Origin of the sequence: Croceicoccus mobilis (assembly GCF_001661965.1) — a bacterium.
GTDB classification, from domain to species: Bacteria; Pseudomonadota; Alphaproteobacteria; order Sphingomonadales; family Sphingomonadaceae; genus Croceicoccus; species Croceicoccus mobilis.
The window spans coordinates 13,558-29,342 of record NZ_LYWZ01000027.1 but is presented as its reverse complement, the minus strand read 5'-3'; the positions used below and the strand labels follow the sequence as shown (position 1 = coordinate 29,342).

General features: G+C 65.8%; 21 protein-coding genes. 8 read left to right on the top strand and 13 right to left on the bottom strand.

Going from position 1 to position 15,785, the window contains the following annotated elements; genetic code table 11:
• Positions 1-31: 31 nt before the first annotated feature.
• The 13 genes from A9D13_RS16530 to flgB are packed head-to-tail and all read right to left on the bottom strand — an operon-like array spanning position 32 to position 9,417.
• A complete protein-coding gene (locus A9D13_RS16530; RefSeq protein ID WP_066776140.1) occupies positions 32-877 on the bottom strand; it encodes a flagellar motor protein MotB in 846 nt (281 codons plus the stop codon).
• A 3-nt stretch (positions 878-880) separates the two neighbouring features.
• Complete coding sequence (gene motA, locus A9D13_RS16525; RefSeq protein ID WP_066776137.1) at positions 881-1,744, bottom strand: flagellar motor stator protein MotA; 864 nt, start codon at positions 1,742-1,744, stop codon at positions 881-883.
• A gap of 11 nt (positions 1,745-1,755) precedes the next feature.
• Positions 1,756-2,676 (bottom strand): flagellar hook-associated protein FlgL, encoded by a 921-nt coding sequence (gene flgL / locus A9D13_RS16520; protein WP_066776136.1) that lies wholly within the window; start codon positions 2,674-2,676, stop codon positions 1,756-1,758.
• A gap of 6 nt (positions 2,677-2,682) precedes the next feature.
• Entirely contained in the window at positions 2,683-4,020 is a 1,338-nt protein-coding gene (gene flgK, locus A9D13_RS16515) for a flagellar hook-associated protein FlgK (RefSeq protein ID WP_066776134.1), read from the bottom strand.
• 3 nt (positions 4,021-4,023) lie between these two features.
• The gene (locus A9D13_RS21190) at positions 4,024-4,293 is read right to left on the bottom strand and encodes a rod-binding protein (protein ID WP_066776132.1); all 270 of its coding nucleotides are present in this window, start codon (positions 4,291-4,293) and stop codon (positions 4,024-4,026) included.
• The gene (locus A9D13_RS16505) at positions 4,290-5,387 is read right to left on the bottom strand and encodes a flagellar basal body P-ring protein FlgI (RefSeq protein WP_066776130.1); all 1,098 of its coding nucleotides are present in this window, start codon (positions 5,385-5,387) and stop codon (positions 4,290-4,292) included. Before A9D13_RS16505 ends, A9D13_RS21190 begins: the two co-directional genes overlap by 4 nt.
• Positions 5,388-5,399: 12 nt before the next feature.
• On the bottom strand, positions 5,400-6,005 hold the full coding sequence (locus tag A9D13_RS16500; protein ID WP_066776128.1) for a flagellar basal body L-ring protein FlgH: 606 nt from the start codon (positions 6,003-6,005) through the stop codon (positions 5,400-5,402).
• A 6-nt stretch (positions 6,006-6,011) separates the two neighbouring features.
• A complete protein-coding gene (flgG, locus tag A9D13_RS16495; protein WP_066776123.1) occupies positions 6,012-6,800 on the bottom strand; it encodes a flagellar basal-body rod protein FlgG in 789 nt (262 codons plus the stop codon).
• 15 nt (positions 6,801-6,815) lie between these two features.
• Positions 6,816-7,556, bottom strand: a complete 741-nt coding sequence (locus A9D13_RS16490) for a flagellar basal body rod protein FlgF (protein WP_066776120.1) — start codon at positions 7,554-7,556, stop codon at positions 6,816-6,818.
• A 5-nt stretch (positions 7,557-7,561) separates the two neighbouring features.
• Complete coding sequence (locus tag A9D13_RS16485; RefSeq protein WP_066776114.1) at positions 7,562-8,368, bottom strand: flagellar hook-basal body protein; 807 nt, start codon at positions 8,366-8,368, stop codon at positions 7,562-7,564.
• 6 nt (positions 8,369-8,374) lie between these two features.
• Positions 8,375-8,656, bottom strand: a complete 282-nt coding sequence (locus tag A9D13_RS16480) for a flagellar hook assembly protein FlgD (protein ID WP_066776112.1) — start codon at positions 8,654-8,656, stop codon at positions 8,375-8,377.
• Positions 8,653-9,057, bottom strand: a complete 405-nt coding sequence (flgC, locus tag A9D13_RS16475; RefSeq protein ID WP_066776110.1) for a flagellar basal body rod protein FlgC — start codon at positions 9,055-9,057, stop codon at positions 8,653-8,655. Before flgC ends, A9D13_RS16480 begins: the two co-directional genes overlap by 4 nt.
• A gap of 3 nt (positions 9,058-9,060) precedes the next feature.
• Entirely contained in the window at positions 9,061-9,417 is a 357-nt protein-coding gene (gene flgB / locus A9D13_RS16470) for a flagellar basal body rod protein FlgB (RefSeq protein ID WP_066776108.1), read from the bottom strand.
• A gap of 226 nt (positions 9,418-9,643) precedes the next feature.
• On the opposite strand from flgB, the gene A9D13_RS16465 reads away from it, so the two are divergent.
• The 8 genes from A9D13_RS16465 (at position 9,644) to A9D13_RS16430 (ending at position 15,782) form a co-directional block, all read left to right on the top strand.
• A complete protein-coding gene (locus tag A9D13_RS16465; protein ID WP_066776738.1) occupies positions 9,644-10,303 on the top strand; it encodes a MotA/TolQ/ExbB proton channel family protein in 660 nt (219 codons plus the stop codon).
• Positions 10,300-10,737 carry a hypothetical protein gene (locus A9D13_RS20850; protein WP_172808211.1) on the top strand — a complete coding sequence of 146 codons (438 nt, stop codon included), beginning with the start codon at positions 10,300-10,302 and terminating at the stop codon, positions 10,735-10,737. The genes A9D13_RS16465 and A9D13_RS20850 overlap by 4 nt, the downstream gene beginning before the upstream one ends.
• Positions 10,738-10,783: 46 nt before the next feature.
• Positions 10,784-11,302 (top strand): flagella basal body P-ring formation protein FlgA, encoded by a 519-nt coding sequence (locus tag A9D13_RS20845; RefSeq protein WP_066776102.1) that lies wholly within the window; start codon positions 10,784-10,786, stop codon positions 11,300-11,302.
• Between the two features lie 101 nt (positions 11,303-11,403).
• The gene (locus tag A9D13_RS16450; RefSeq protein ID WP_066776099.1) at positions 11,404-11,691 is read left to right on the top strand and encodes a flagellar biosynthesis anti-sigma factor FlgM; all 288 of its coding nucleotides are present in this window, start codon (positions 11,404-11,406) and stop codon (positions 11,689-11,691) included.
• Positions 11,688-12,026: a flagellar protein FlgN gene (locus tag A9D13_RS16445; RefSeq protein WP_229665309.1), complete on the top strand. Its 339-nt coding sequence runs from the start codon at positions 11,688-11,690 to the stop codon at positions 12,024-12,026. Before A9D13_RS16450 ends, A9D13_RS16445 begins: the two co-directional genes overlap by 4 nt.
• A gap of 74 nt (positions 12,027-12,100) precedes the next feature.
• Entirely contained in the window at positions 12,101-12,910 is an 810-nt protein-coding gene (locus A9D13_RS16440; protein ID WP_229665310.1) for a transglycosylase SLT domain-containing protein, read from the top strand.
• Positions 12,910-15,003, top strand: a complete 2,094-nt coding sequence (locus tag A9D13_RS16435) for a flagellar biosynthesis protein FlhA (RefSeq protein WP_066776096.1) — start codon at positions 12,910-12,912, stop codon at positions 15,001-15,003. Before A9D13_RS16440 ends, A9D13_RS16435 begins: the two co-directional genes overlap by 1 nt.
• Positions 15,000-15,782: a sigma-70 family RNA polymerase sigma factor gene (locus tag A9D13_RS16430; protein WP_082922504.1), complete on the top strand. Its 783-nt coding sequence runs from the start codon at positions 15,000-15,002 to the stop codon at positions 15,780-15,782. The genes A9D13_RS16435 and A9D13_RS16430 overlap by 4 nt, the downstream gene beginning before the upstream one ends.
• Positions 15,783-15,785: the final 3 nt, after the last annotated feature.

Sequence of the window (15,785 nt, the reverse complement as noted above, 5' to 3'; positions counted from 1 at the left end):
CAATCTGGCATGACCCTTTATGGATGTCGCATCAGTCCAGAACGGTGATCGAGATACGCCTGTTCCTCGGATCGTTCGGATCGCCGGGGATCAGCGGTTCGCGGTCGGCTACCCCCTCGATCCGGCGGAACCGTTCCGCATCCACGCCGGCGCGGATCATGGCAAGGCGCGTCGCCTCTGCCCGTCCGGCCGAGAGCGACCAGTTGTTGCCGCTCTGTCCGCTTTTCCATGGCAGCGCGTCGGTATGGCCGCGCACGGTCAATTCCGTGCGATTATCCGCCGCCGCTTGTGAAATCGCGCCCAGCAGACGCGCCGCGTCCTGCGTCAAAACGGTGGTGCCCAGCATGAACATCGAGAAATCGGCGTTGTCGACAAGGTCGATGCGCACCCCCTCTGTCGTGTCGACCAGCCGGACCTGCCGCGCCAGCTTTCGCAATTCGGGCGATGATCGCAGCATTTTTTCGACCGCGCGGCGCGTATAGGCGGAGCGCTTCAGCTGGCCCGACCCTTCCTTCGGCCCGCCGGTCGCATCGCGCGGGATCGTGAGCGTCTGCGTGCCGGTCTGCCCGGCGCGATTGGGATAGCTGTCGACATCGGTGATCGACGATCCGCCCAACAGGCCGTTCGCGCCCGCGCTCTTCTGCTTCATCTTGACCAGCGTCGGTGTGAAGTAATCGGCAAGCCCCTTGCGCTGCTCCTCCGTCGTCGCGCCCAGCAGCCACAGCAGCAGGAAGAAAGCCATCATCGCGGTCACGAAATCGGCATAGGCGACCTTCCATGCGCCGCCATGGTGGCCGCCTTCGACAACGGTGACTTTCTTGACGATGATCGGGGCAGGGGGCGGGCCATTATGCCCCTTCGCCGCTTTCGAAGCCATGGATCAACGCCCCCGCATCGCGTCGAGCAATTCGGAAAGCCCTGGACGGAACGCATGGCCCAGGCCCGAGCGGGCGCTTTCGACCACCAGCGGCTGCGGCCATCCGTGGAGCGAGGCGATCACCACCTGCTTCACTGCGTGAAAGATCATCTCGTCCTGCTCGATAATCTGTTTCAACCGGCCTGCCAGCGGCGCGACAATGCCATAGGCGAGCAGCACGCCCATGAAGGTGCCCACCAGCGCCGACCCGATCATGCCGCCCAGCACCGATGGCGGCTCGTCGATGGAACCCATGGTTTTCACCACGCCCAGCACGGCGGCGACGATACCCAAAGCCGGCAGCGCATCGGCAAGGCTCTGCAGCGCATGCTGCGGCTCGTGCATTTCGTGGAAATGCGTCTTCATCGCATTGTCCATGACGTCTTCCACCGCATGCACCTCCAGCGTTCCCGAAGACACCACGATCAGCGTCAGCGTGTCGCAGATCAGGTGAACCAGCTCGCCGTTTGCCAAAAGGCGCGGATATTCGGCAAAGATCGCGCTGCTCTTAGGGTCCTGCACATGGCTTTCCAGCGCGACCGGGCCTTCGTTTTTGAGCAGCTTCATCAGTTTCGAGGTGAGGACGATGGCGTCGACATGGTCCTCCTTGGTGTGGCGCGGGCCCTTGAAGATCTTCACGAAAGCGCCGCCGATGGCTTTCAATTCATGCATGGAATTGCCCGCCACGACCGCGCCGATGGCCGCCCCGCCGATGATCAGCATTTCATGCGGGATGGCATGCATCACCGGCCCCAATGCGCCGCCGGTCAGCGCGAAGCCGCCAAAGACCATGATGATCAGGATAACGATGCCGATGATTGCAAACATGGGGCGGGGCCTCAGCCGATATGGTTGAACAGGGAGATGGAGGAGAGCTTGGTAAAACTGGCCTGGCTCGCTTCGAGAGCGGTCAGGGCTTCCTGCAGGTTGATGACGGTCGATGCGATGTCGATGCCGCCAAGCTCGTTCTCTTCGGCGGCGCGCAGTTCGCCCATGTCGGTCTGGCGGGCCTGCACGAAATCGATCCATGCCAGCCGCGCGCCGACGACGGTCTGGCTGGTGGTGACATTCTCTATCGCGTTTGAAAGCGATCCGGCGGCATCGCGCGCGGCAGCGGCGGGATCGGCCGATGCTCCGGCCAGCGCGGCGGCAAGCTGCTGCACGACCGCCATCGCGTCGGCGGGCGTGCCATTGTCGTCAAAGGCGAAGATATCCGGCCCGGTGACAGAGCGCGGCACGTTCTGCCCTTCGCCCACGTCAAGCTCGTCGGCGGCGGCGGTGCCGATATAAACCGCGGTCCCCGCGCCATTCAGCGCATAGGCATCGCCCGCCGTTTCGCCGCCGAACAAGGCATGGCCGGTCGCGTCGCGGGTGTTGGCAAGGCTGAACAATTGCTGGTGGATCTGCTCCATCTCGGTGGCGATGGCGGCGCGGTTCGTGTCGCTCATCGTGCTCGATCCTGCCTGCACGGCCAGTTCCTGCGCGCGGGCAAGCACGTCGGCGATAGAGGACAAGGTGCTATCGGCCAGTGTCAGATCGGTGGCGGCGCGGTCGGCGTTAGCGGCGTCGATCTGGCTCAATCGCCCGGTGCGCGACAATGTGCGCAGGCGGGAGGCGGCGACCGGGTCGTCGGAGGATCGCTCCAGCCGGTCGCCGGTCGATAGCTGCTGCTGATAGCTTTCGGCCTGCAGGCGCAGGCTGCTCATCGACATGCGTGAGCGGTCGTAGAACGCGGCAGTGGAAGTGGAATAGATCGCCATGTGCCGTCACCTGATGCCAAGGATCGTGTCGAAAAGCTCGCTTGCCACCTGCATCACCCGGCCCGATGCCTGAAACGCCTGCTGAAACCGCACGAGGTTCACCGCCTCTTCGTCGAGGTCGACGGCGGACTGGGCGGCGAGTGCGGTGCTGGCCTGATCGGCGATGGTGGCGATGGTATCGCGCATCGTCTGCCGCCCGGCGACGGTGGAGGAGATGTCGAAGAGCAGCCCATCCATGCGCCCTGCGATATTGCCGCCGGTCATCGCGGCCTGAAGCGCGGAGAGATTGGTCGTATCGCGGCTGCCCGCGCCCGCGCCCGCAGGGGCGGTGGCGATCAGCGCGCCGTCTTCGAAAGCAAGCGCGATATCGCCCGCGCCGGTGGCGGTGAACAGGTTTGTGCCGGAAGCGCCAGCAAGGTCGATGCCGGCGCCTTGCGCCGCGTTCACCGCATCCGCCATGTCGGTCGCCAGCGTGTCCAGATCGCCGCGCATCTGCGCCAGCATGTCCAGCGCCTGCGCATGCCCGGCCAGCGACCCTGCGGAAGGCGCGACCGCCGTTCCGTCGAGATCGAAGGAAACGGTGCCGTCGGCGGCGCTCGTCATCGTCAGGCTCGCGGCGGTGCCGCCCGTCACCAGCACCGGGCCGGAGCTGTCGCCGAGCCGCACGTCGACCGTGTTGTCGGCGTTGATCTTCGTCGAAATGCCGACCGAATCCGAAATCTGCTGAAGCAGCAGGTCCCGCTGGTCCAGCAGCGCCGCCTGATCGCCGGAGTTATCGGCGGTGCGGGCAAGACGCAGGTTCACGCGGGCCAGTTCGTCGGACAGCAGATTGACCTGTTCGACCGCGCCCGCTGCCTCAAACCGCATGCCATCGCCTGCAGCGGCAAGATTGGCATCAGCGACGTTGAAATTGCCCGCCATGGATCGCGCGGCCTCGATCGTCGCGGCGCGAAGCGAGGGATCGACCGGATCGGCGGCCAACTGCTGCAGCGCGGCTTCGAAACCGACGATGGAATCGTAGATGCCGGTCTGCTCGATCGCGGTCTCGATATTCTGCAGGCCCGCAAGTTCGGCATCGGCGCGGGCAAGGTCGGAGCCGGTGCGGCGTACCTCGCTCTGGCGGAAGGCATCGGCGTTGCGGATGATGCTGTCGACGCGCACGCCCGACAGGTTCAGCTGCGTAAAAGGCGCAATGCCTCCGGTGGATGCGACCTCCGCCAGCCCGACGCTGCGGCGGACATAGCCCTCGGTCGCGGCATTGGCGATGTTCTGCGCGGTAACGTCCAGCGCAAGGCGCGAGCTGCGCGCGCCGCTCTTGGCGATGGAGAGGAGGTCGTTCGCCATCGCTTATTCCTTCACCTGCGCGGTAAACTGCGCCTCGATCATGGCGGCAAGGCCGAGGCTGCCCTGCCGCGAAGCGATGTCGGCAAAGGCATCGTCGCGCATCTGGCGAAACGTGTCCGATGCCTGGCTACCCATCAGATCATCACCAATCGACGAACTGCGCGCCGCCGCCAGCATCTGGCGCAGGAAGATCGCCTCGAACGCCTGCGACGCCTGTTTCAGGTCGGACGGCGCTTTCGTCGGCGCGGGAATGTTGGGGCCAGCGATTTTCACAGCACCACCATTTCGGCCTTCAGCGCGCCGGCCTGCTTCAATGCTTCAAGGATCGCGACCAGATCGGATGCCCCCACACCCAGCAGGTTCAGCGCATCCACCACCTCGGCCAGCGAGGGGCCGGGGGCGACCAGCGCCACATTGCCCTGCTCTTCGGTGACGGAGATCTGGCTGGCGGGTTCGATGGCGGTGACGCCCCGGCTGAACGCCTCGGGCTGGACGATGCGCGGGTCTTCCTCGATCCGCACGGTCAGCTTGCCATGGCTGATCGCTGCGGGCGAGAGGCGGACGGCGGAATTGATGACCACCGTGCCGGTGCGCGAATTGACGATGACCTTCGCGGCGGTTTCGGCAGGCTCGACCTCCAGCATCTCGATCGCGGCCATCAGGCTGGCACGCGTGTCGCTGCCGGGGGGAAGGCGCAGCGCGATGGATACGCCGTCCTCGACCGAAGCGGTGCCGGGCAGCATGCGGTTGATGGCATCGCGCACGCGGCCTGCGGTCAGGAAATCGGCGGCGGCAAGATTGAAGCGCACCACATCGCCGGTGTCGAAACCGCTGGCGACCGCGCGTTCCACGCTGGCGCCATCGGCGATGCGGCCCACGGTCGGGACATTGACCGTCAGCTTCGACCCATCCGCGCCCGATACGCCCAGCCCGCCGACGGCGAGATTGCCCTGCGCCATCGCATAGATCTGCCCGTCCGCGCCATAAAGCGGGGTCAGGATCAGGGCCCCGCCGCGCAGGGATTTGGCCTTGCCGATGGTGGAAACGGTGATGTCGATCCGCTGCCCCGGTTTGGCAAAGGCGGGAAGGTCGGCGGTGATCATCACGGCGGCGGCATTCTTGAGCCCCGGCTGTACGCCCGGCGGCAATTGCAGCCCCATGCGGCCAGCCGCGCCCTTCATCGCCTGTGTCAGATATGCAAGATTGTCATCGCCCGTGCCGGCCAGCCCGACGACGATTCCATAGCCTGTCAGCTGGTTCGACCTGACGCCCTGAAACTGGCCGAGGTCGCGCACGCGCTCTGCCTGCGCCGCCGCCGGGGCGAGGGCGGTGAGGAGCGCCATCAGGAGAAGGGTAAGCCTGCGCATCTGCCAAAGTCCTCAGAACGGGTTGATGATGCTGAAGAAACGGGCCAGCCAGCCGGGGCGGCTGCTCCTCTGGATCGCGCCCTTGCCTGAATATTCGATATGCGCCTCGGCCACCCGGCTCGACGGCACGGTGTTTTCGATATCGATGTCGGCCAGCCGCACGATGCCGGTAAAGCGGACCCATTCCTCGCCTTGGCTCAGCAGCATCTGCTTTTCCCCTTGCACAAGAGCGGTTCCATTGGGCCGAACCTCGACGATGGTGACAGCCAGCGAAGCGGCGAGCGTGCTGGACTGGCCCGCGCTCCCCGCTCCCTTGAACGACGCGGAAGAGCTGGCTTTAAGCGCATCGGGCGAGAGAAAGGCGAATGGGCCGGTGGCGGGCGGGGTAAGCCCCAATGATCCCGACTTATCGGTCTTGCCCGAAACCGACTTCGATGTGGTGGTGCTTTCGACCAGAAGGATCGTCAGCACGTCGCCCACGCCGCGGGCGCGGGTGCCTTCGTGGAGGCCTGCATAGCCGTCGCGGGCGTGGAAGATCGCACCGTCTGCGGCCTGGGCAAATGCGGCAGGGGCGATGAGGATGGCGATCCCGGCGGAAATGAGGAGATGAATGCTCATGGGGCTTTACAGCGTCTGGTTCGCGTTGCGCAGCATTTCATCGACCGCGCTGATCATCTTGGAATTGATTTCATAGGCACGCTGCGTCTCGATCATGTCGACCAGCTCGGTCACGACATTGACGTTCGATCCCTCCAGCATGCCCTGCCGGATGGAACCGCGCCCTTCCGCATTTGCGGCGCCGATCTGGGCGGGGCCGCTGGCGGCAGTCTCGATCAGGAAATTGTCGCCGATGGGCTGCAATCCGCCCGCGTTGGTAAAGCTGGCCAACGTGATCTGGCCCAGCTCGACCGGCTCGCTCTCTCCGGCCAGAACGGCGCTGACGATGCCGTCGTCGCCAATGGCAAGCGAGCCCGCCCCCTGCGGCACATTGATCGCGGGCTGCACGGCATAGCCCTGCGGTGTGACGATCTGCCCTTCGGCGGACAGGGTGAAATTGCCCGCGCGGGTATAGGCGAGCTGCCCGCCGGGGCGCTCGACCTGGAAATAGCCATCGCCCGAGATGGCGAGGTCCAGCGGGTTTTCCGTGCTGTTGAGGGTGCCCTGGCTGGTGATGCGGCTGGTCGATTGCACCGCGACGCCGGTGCCAAGGTTCATCCCCTCGGCATATTGCGTTTCGGCCGAGCTTTGTTGTCCGGCAATGCGCGCCGACTGATAGGCGAGCGTCGCGAAATTGGCGCGATCGCGTTTGAAGCCGGTGGTGGCGACATTGGCGAGATTGTTCGAGATGACGCGCATGCGCGCATCTTGCGCCTCTAGCCCGGTACGGGCGACGTGAAGTGCGGAAGTGGGCATTTCTACTGCTCCTTGTTACGCATCGAGGCGCATCAGACGCGCGCCGCTTTCATCGATGTCCCGCGCGGTGGAGACGACATTGGTGCGGATCTCGAACAGGCGCTGTGCCTCGATCATGCTGGTCAGCACTTCGCTGGCCGCGACATTCGACTGTTCGAGCGAGCCGGGAATGACCTCGGCCTCGATATCTTCGGGCAGGGTGCCGCCGCCGCGAACACGGAACTGGCCGTCCAGCCCCTTGGCGATATCGGTTCCGGTGGTGGAGACGAGCTTGAGTTTGCCGACCTCGACCGGGGCTTCCGGCGCGGCAGGATCGGCCATCAGCACGGTGCCGTCCCTGGCGATGGAAAGCGCGCCGCCAGCAGGCACGGTGATCGGCCCCGCGGTGCCCAGCACCACCAGTCCGTCGCCATTCTGCAAAGCGCCGCTGGCCGAAACCGACAGATCCCCGCGCCGCGAATAGACCTCCGATCCATCCGCGCCCTGCAAGGCCAGCATGGTGTCGCCCGTCAGCGCGACATCCAGCGGGTTGCCGGTATCGGTCACCGTGCCCTGCGCCATGGATGCGCCGCGCACTTCGCTGCGGTTCATGGCGCGCACTTCCAGCGAAGTGCCCTCCACCGTGACGGGGCGCGCGTCGAGCAGTTCGGCCTTGAAGCCGATGGTGCCCGAATTGGCCATGTTGCTGGCGATGGCGCGCTGCTGCGCCATCGATGCGTTCATGCCCGAAACCGCGGAATAGATCAGCCGGTCCATGGGCGTCAGGTCCTGAGGTTGATGACGGTCTGGCTGATCTGCGTCGCCGTATCGATGGCCTTGGCATTGGCCTGGAAATAACGCTGCGCGGTGATCAGGCTGACCAGTTCCTCGGCAAGATCGACGTTCGAGCGCTCGATGGAACCCGAAAGCGTGTTGCCGAACTTGCCTTCGCCCGGAAAGCCATAGCCCGGAGGGCCGGAAATGCCGGTAACTTCCCAGTTCGACGATCCGACCTGACGCAGACCGGTGGGCGAGGAGAAGCTGGCCAGCGCGACCGTGCCGATCGTGTCATTGGTGCCATCGGCGTAGGAGACGACGACCGATCCATCCATCTCCACCGTGACGCCCGCATATTCGCTGCCCGCCGCATTGGTCAGGGGCACGACGGCATTGATCGTCGCATCGGTGGCAGGGTCTGCACCGGGCGCGAAGATCTGCAGCACATTGCCCGCGCCGTCCTGGATATTGCCCGCGACATCCATGTCGAAGGATCCGTTACGCGTGAAAAGCGTGCGGTCGCCCGCGGCCGAATAAGTCTTGAAGAACCCGTCCCCCGTGATCGCCATGTCGAGCGAGGAGCCGGTCTGCTCGATCGAGCCCATGGCGAAGTTCTGGATGATCGCCTCGGTGTTCGACCCGATGCCGGTGATCATCTTCGGGTTCGAAAACGACGATCCTGCGACCAGATCGCCAAAGGCGGTGTTCGATTTCTTGAAGCCGTTGGTCTCGGCATTGGCGATATTGTGCGAGACGACGCCAAGGTCAGTCTGCGCGTTCTTCAGGCCCGAAAGCGAGGTGTAGAAGGACATTGGCGTTTACTCCTGCGTGGAACTGGTGGTTACGGCGCCCGCGATCGTGTCGAGCCGGGCGGCAATGCTATCGAGCGTGCTGCCCATGTCGGCGATGCCGGCAAGGGAGGAGAACTGCGCCATCTGGGCCAGCATCTCTTTCTGATCGACGGGATCGAAGGGATCCTGCTGCTGCATCTGCACGGTCATCAGCTTCAGGAAATCGGCCTGATCGAGCGAGCCGAGGCCCGCCGAGCTGGCTGACGAAGACGTGCTGGCGGCAGTGGAAGTGACGGAACTTACGGTCATTTCATCCTCATCGTTTCGAGCATGAGCTGCTTGGCGGTGGACAATGCCTCGACCATGTTCTGGTACTGGCGGCTGGCTTCGAGCATCTCGACCATTTCCGCATTCTCATCGACGGGAGAGACCCAGACATCGCCGTTTTCATCGGCGAGCGGGTGATCGGGATCGTGGCGGCGGACAGGGGCTGCATCCTCGCGCACGACGGCGCTGACATCGACGGTCGAAAGCCCGCTGGCTACATCGAGGTCGGACTGGAACACGGCGCGTAAAGGGCGGTATCCTTCGCCCTCGCTGCCGCTGACCGTGCCCGCATTGGCAAGGTTCGATGCCGCCGCGTTCATCCGCACCATCTGCGCAGACATGGAACGCTGCGCGACGTCGAAGACGGAGATGGGACCGGGCATGGCTTACTCCCCCCGGATCGCGCGGGTCACGGTTTCGACCCGGCCCTGGATGAAGGAGAGCGTGGTGGCATAGCCCACGGCATTTTCGCTGAAGGCGAGCTGTTCGGTCTGAAGCTCGACCGTATTGCCGTCCAAAGCGGTCATCACCGGCACGCGGTAAAGCGTTTCGGCAGAAGCGGCGGTCTCGGCCGATCCGCCCTGCATAGACCGGCGCAGCGCGGCATCGAAATCGATGTCCTGCGCCTTATACCCCGGCGTGGCGGCATTCGCGATATTCGATGCCAGCATCCCCATGCGGCGCGAACGCAGCTGAAGCGCCGCGCCATGGATGCCGAAAAGGCTGCTGTCATTGTTGCTCATCGCCAGATCGCTCCAGTCTGTCGGTCCAGTGGGCCGAGAGGGGCGCATGCCCCGCGTTCCCGGATGTATTTGCAAAGCCCGTGCCAATTGCCGTTTCGGGGGCGTGCGGCATGGCAAGCGGCAAGAACCTGCCGGTATTTCGCCCCCGAACGGCAAATACGCGCCGCATGGGGTGAAATTTGCCGCCGCCGTGCCGTCTCTCCTTTCGCGCAAAGGAGACCGCCGCATGGATGCCGCCAGCCTTATCGATCCCGTTTCCGCTGCCGTCGTGGGCGGCGGCACCTTGCTGGCCACCGTCCTGCGGGCAGGGCCCCGCGCATGTGGCGGCGCCATGGCGGCAGTCGCGCGCCTGCCGCACAGGGGTTTCGATGCCGCGGCGCTGAGGTCTGATCTCGCCCGGCAGGTGCAGGACATCCGGACCGACGGCTTGCTGCGCGCGGATCCGAACCGAACGGGCGATGCCGCCATCGACGAAGCCGCACGGGCTCTGATCGAGACGCGTTCGCTGGCCGCGTTTCGCGCATCGCTCGACCGTCATCGCCAGCACCGGCGGCACCGCGCCGAAACCGCGGCGGGCACGCTGGCCATGGCGGCAGAGGCCGCGCCCGCATTTGGCCTTGCCGGCACGCTGCTCGCCTTGAGCCAGCTCCCCGATGGCGGGCTGCAGGCAGGGTTCGGCGGTGCGGTCGCCGCTGCCGTGCTGACGACGCTTTACGGGCTTTTGCTCGCCCATCTCCTTTTCGCCCCGCTGGCACAGGCCGTTACACGCGCCTGTGAGCGTGAGGAGGCCGAGCGCGGCGAATTGCTCGATTGGGCGGCCAGCCAGCTGGAGGCGGCCTGCGCGGTCCCTGTCCCCGATCGGCGATGGCGGCGGCAAGCGGCGTGATCGCGGCGAAGGGGCAGGGTTGGGCGATCCTGCTGGCCGATCTGGCGCTGATCCTGTTTCTTGTCACCGCGTCTGCCGTGGTGCCGCGCGACAGCGTTGCCGCCTCCGGTCCGGCGGGAAGCGGGGATGCCATGCCGGGGGCCATGCCGGAGGCCGTGCCGGGCGTCATGCAGGCCGTTTACGAGGATGCCCCGGGCGCGCCGAGCCTGCCCGAATGGATCGACAGCCTGGCCATGGGCGACAGCGCGGATCTCACCATCGAGGCGCATTATGGCGACGGCGAGCTGCCACAGGCAATGGCGCGCGCAGGCGAGCTGGCCAGTGAAGCGCGGGCAAGGGGCAAGCGGGCGATCGTGGTATTTTCGCCCGGCGAACCGGGGATACGCGTGCGCCTGTCCTATGACGCGCAGGCCGGCGCCGAACTGGCACGCTGATTGCAGGGAAAGGGGCAATCCGCCAATCGCCAGAGGCCCTGACCCAATGTCGCTTATCATTGCCCTTACCCTTGCCGCCGCATCGACCACCGCGCCCGAGATCATCGATGTCGCCGTCGCGCAGTTCACCGGCGCTGCCATCGGCGAAGAAGGCGGGGCGCTGTACCCCGTCGACAGACGCCTGCGCCTTAAAAGCTGCGGCGTGCCGCTGGCGCTGGAATGGCGCGGTGAGGAGCGGCGCAATGTCATCGTACATTGTCCCGAAGAGGGCGGCTGGCGCATCTTTGTCCCGGTGCGGGCACAGGCCAAAGCGGCTGCGTCAAACTCCGTGGATGTATCCGCCGCGCCGGCCGCTGTTTCGCAAGATGTCATCTCCCGCGGCGATGCCGTCGCGATCGAGATCAGCGGACAGGGCTTTACCGTCACCCGCCCGGCGCAGGCGCTGGAGGATGGCGCGGTGGGCGAATGGATCCGCGTGCGCCCCATCTCGACCGACCGCCGCCCGGCAAAGGTCGTGAGCGCGCGCGTGACCGCGGCGCGCACCGTGACCCTGACCCCCGGTTGAGCGCAGAGGTTAAGGGGAGGTTTCACGAAATTCGCGCGTCTCCCTTAAACCTGTGTTTCCGCCGCCGTTCTCAGCATCGAACACCAGGAGGAACATAACCCATGTCTTCTTTCGAAATCGGAGCGACGCGGGGAGCAGCGGCCATCGACGCCCGCATCTCGACCCCCCAGCGCACTGCGCCCAATCCGCAGGGCGCGGCCAGCCACGCCGCCGCGGATGCAGGCGTTGCCGTCAGCGCGCAGGCGCTGGACGCAGGGCAGCCGCCGGTCGACACGAACCGCGTCTCCGAAATCCGCAAGGCCATCGAGACGGGCGATTACCCGATCCTGCCGCAGGAGATCGGCGATGCCATGATCGCGGCGGGCATGCTGCTCAGGACCGCGGCATGAACGCTGGCGGCCACACCATGCGCGAGGCGCTGCGGCAGATGCTTGCCGTGCTGGAGGAAGAGCGGCAGGCGCTTGCCGGTCTCGACATTGATGCGATCACCATTGCCGCGCAGGGCAAGGCGGTGCTGTGCGACGCTCTTTCAGGCGCGAATGACGATGACGCGCTGGACGAGGAATGTCGCGGCATGATCGCGGCGGCGCGCAGCCTTAACGAAACGAACCGGCAGATCCGTAATCTTGTCGCCGCCAATGTCTCGGCGCGTCTCGACGCGCTGACCGGATCGCCCCGGCTTTATGCCGCCGGCGCTTATGCGGTTGCCGGGCGCGGCGCCTGATCCGCGCCAGCCCCGTGCATTTGGCACGGTGCTTGCAAATCCTCCTTCGGTAACAACGAACCGGAGGCATCGGCGTGAGCGGAGCCGGAATATCATCACTGGGAACGGCGACGCCGCAGATCCGCAGCGCCATCGCGCAGGCGGCACAAAGCACCGGGGTCGACTTCGATTTCCTACTGGCGCAGGCAAGGATCGAATCCTCGCTCGACCCGCAGGCGCAGGCGAAAACCTCCAGCGCGAGCGGGCTTTACCAGTTTACCGATGCGACTTGGCTTGAAACGCTGGACCGGCATGGATCGCGGCACGGCATGGCCTGGGCCAGCGATGCGATCGCGGGCGGGCGTATTACCGATCCGCGGCTTGCCGGCAATATCATGGCGCTGCGGCACGATCCTGCCGCCTCGGCCCTGATGGCAGGCGAACTGGCGCGCGAGAACGGGGCGAATCTGTCCGCCGTACTGGGGCGCAGCCCGGATGCCTCCGAACTTTATCTCGGCCATTTTCTGGGCAGCGGAGATGCGGGGAAATTCCTCTCGGCCCTGAAATCGACGCCCGAGATCAGCGCTGCCAGCGTGCTGCCGCGCGCGGCGTCGGCCAATCGGGCGATATTCTATGACGGCGGCTCTGCCCGCAGTGTGGGAGAGGTCATGGGGCTGATCCGCGCCAAGGTCGATGGCGCAATGGCAGGCAGCGGCGTGCCAGCGCCTGCAGCTGCCCCTGCGGCAGCACCGGCGCGTATCACCATGGCCGCGCCATTGCCGCAGGCGGCACGCGGGCCATCCATGGCGCAAAGCCTCGCCTCCGCCTTCGGGTCGATGGACGATGCCGCCACGCCCGCCGCCGTGCAGCGCGCCTATCGCCGGCTTGAGGGGATGGGGCTGTGATGAAACGCTTTGCCAATCCCGGCGCGGCGGCGCTGCCTGCGGGCATCCTCGTGCTGATGCTGCTGATGATCGTGCCGGTTCCGGCGATCCTCCTTGACCTGTCCTTCGTATTCAACATCGCGCTGTCGGTCGCGATCCTCATGGCGGCGATGAATGCAGAAAAACCGCTCGATTTCTCGTCCTTTCCATCGGTGCTGCTGTTCGCCACTTTGCTCAGGCTGGCACTGAACGTCGCTTCCACCCGCGTGGTGCTGGTGCACGGGCACGAAGGGGGCGAGGCCGCGGGCAAGGTGATCGAGGCGTTCGGCGCCTTCCTCATCGGCGGGAATTTCGCGGTCGGGATCTTCGTCTTCCTGATCCTGATGATCATCAACATGGTCGTGGTGACAAAGGGCGCGGGCCGTGTTTCCGAAGTGTCCGCCCGCTTCACCCTCGATGCCTTGCCGGGCAAGCAGATGGCGATCGACGCCGATCTCGCCGCCGGGATCCTGACGGCCGAAGACGCCAAGGCGCGCCGCCGCGACGTCGCGACCGAAGCGGATTTTTACGGCTCGATGGATGGCGCGTCGAAATTCGTGAAAGGCGATGCCATTGCCGCGATGCTGATCCTGGGGGTCAATATCATCGCCGGTTTCTGCCTTGGCATGATCAGCCACGGGCTTTCGGCGGGCGAAGCGGCGCAGGCCTATGTGCAGCTCGCCATCGGCGATGCGCTGGTGGCGCAGGTGCCTTCGCTGCTGCTTTCGATCGCGGCTGCCGTGATCGTGACCCGCGTTTCGGATACGCGTGACCTTGCCGGGCAGATCGGCGGGCAGTTCGCCGATGCGAAAAGCTGGCTGCCGGTCGGCGTGGTGCTGGCCGCGGTCGGGATGATACCGGCCATGCCGCAGTCGATCTTCCTGCCCGCGGCGGCGCTTGCCTTCTGGCTGTCCCACGCCCTGCGCAAACGGCAGGCACGGGCGGCAATCCCCGTCGCCGAACCCGAACCCGCGCCCGATCCGCAGAAAATCACGCTGGAGGAAGTGTCCGACCACACGCTCGTCACCATCGAGCTTGGCTATGGCCTTGTCCCGCTGGTCGATGAAAAGCGCGGCAGCCCGCTTGTCAGCCGGATTACCGGCGTGCGTAAGCAGTTGTCGCGCGATTTCGGTTTCGTCGTGCCGCAGTTCCGCGTGCGCGATGCGCTGGGGCTGCCGCCCTATGATTATCGCATCATGCTGGGCGGGGTGGTGCTGGGCGGCGGGGCGGTACAGCCCGGCAGATTGCTGGCCATCGACACCGGAGAGGCAAGCAAGGCGCATCGCCTGCAGGGCGAACAGACCATCGACCCCAGCTTTGGCTGCCCCGCGATCTGGATCGATCCCGCATCACGCGATCACGCGGTGGCAGAGGGATTCCTTGCCGTCGATCCCGCGACCGTCATCGCGACGCAGTTGAACCAGCTGCTCGCCGCGCGCCCGCACGACCTGCTGGGGCCCGACGACGTGCGCGAGATGATCGACGCGGCGAAACATCATGCCGAGGGGCTGGTCGAGACGATCTATCCGCAGCCGCTCTCACTTGCCGCGCTGACCCGCGTTTTCCGCAATTTGCTGGAGGATGGCATAGCGCTCACCCATCCCATGCCGATCCTTGCCAGCCTGTCGCGCGCGGTCATGCGCTCGACCGAGCATGAGCCGCTGGTCGATATGGTGCGCGCCGATCTGGGCGCGATGATCGTGGGGCAGGCATGCCCGTCCGCACAGGCGCTGCCGGTCATCACGCTGGATGGGCAGATGGAGGGCGCGATCCTGGGCGGTCTGCGCGATCCGGTGACGGGCTGGCCGGTGATCGAACCGGGCCTGTCGGCCACCATCTCGGGCCGGGTCAAGGCGATCATGGATGCGCGCGGCCCTGCCGCCGTGCCGCCCGCGCTGGTGGTCCAGCCGCCCACGCGCCGCGCCATCGCCGCGCTTTTGAAACAGCGCGCGCCTGCCTGCCTTGTCCTTTCCATTGCCGAATTGCCGGTCAGCCAGCCGATCGAAGTGATCGAGGTGATCGGTGAGAGCCCCGGCCAATCAAGCCAGCCACAACAGATCGAGATGGCCGCATGAAACATGATTACGCATCTTTCGAACGCTCGCTCGGGCAGAAGTCATCGGCTGCTCCAAACCCGCGCCGAAACGCCGCCCGCAACGCCTATGGCGGGGCCGTGGAGGACAGGGTGAGGCGCTTCATGCCGATGGTGCGCCGCCTTGCCTGGCACGTGCACGGATCGGGCCGCCCCGGCATGGAGCTTTCCGACCTGATGCAGGCGGGCCTCGTCGCCTTGACCGAATGCGCGCAAAAGCATGACGGCCCGACCGAGGACGGTTTCGCCGCCTATGCCAAATTGCGGGTGAGGGGCGCGATGCTCGACCTTGTCCGGCGCGAGGCCCCCATATCGCGCGGCGCGGCGCAGCGGCGGCGCGAGATCGAGGCGAAGGAGATCGCGCTTCGCGGCGAACTGGGCCGATTGCCGGATGAAGGCGAACTGGCCGAGGCGCTGGGGCTGGCGGTCCCGGATCTTGCCGCGCTGCGCATGGCAAGCGAGCCGCTGCGCTTCGAGGCCATCGATGAGGTCTATTCCGATTCCAGCGCGGCCTTTGCCGACCAAACGCCCGACAGTTTCGCCCAGCTCACCGATGCCGAAACGCGCGAGGCGCTGATCGCCGCGATCGCGGATTTGCCCGAACGGCTGCAACTCGTGACGAAGCTTTATTTCGTCGAGGAACTGAACCTGACCGAGATCGCCGAAGTGCTTTCGGTCAGCGTGCCGCGCGTGCACCAGCTAAAGGCGCAGGCGCTGGCAAGGCTGCGCGAGGCGCTGGACGGCATCGCGACGATCATCTGATCC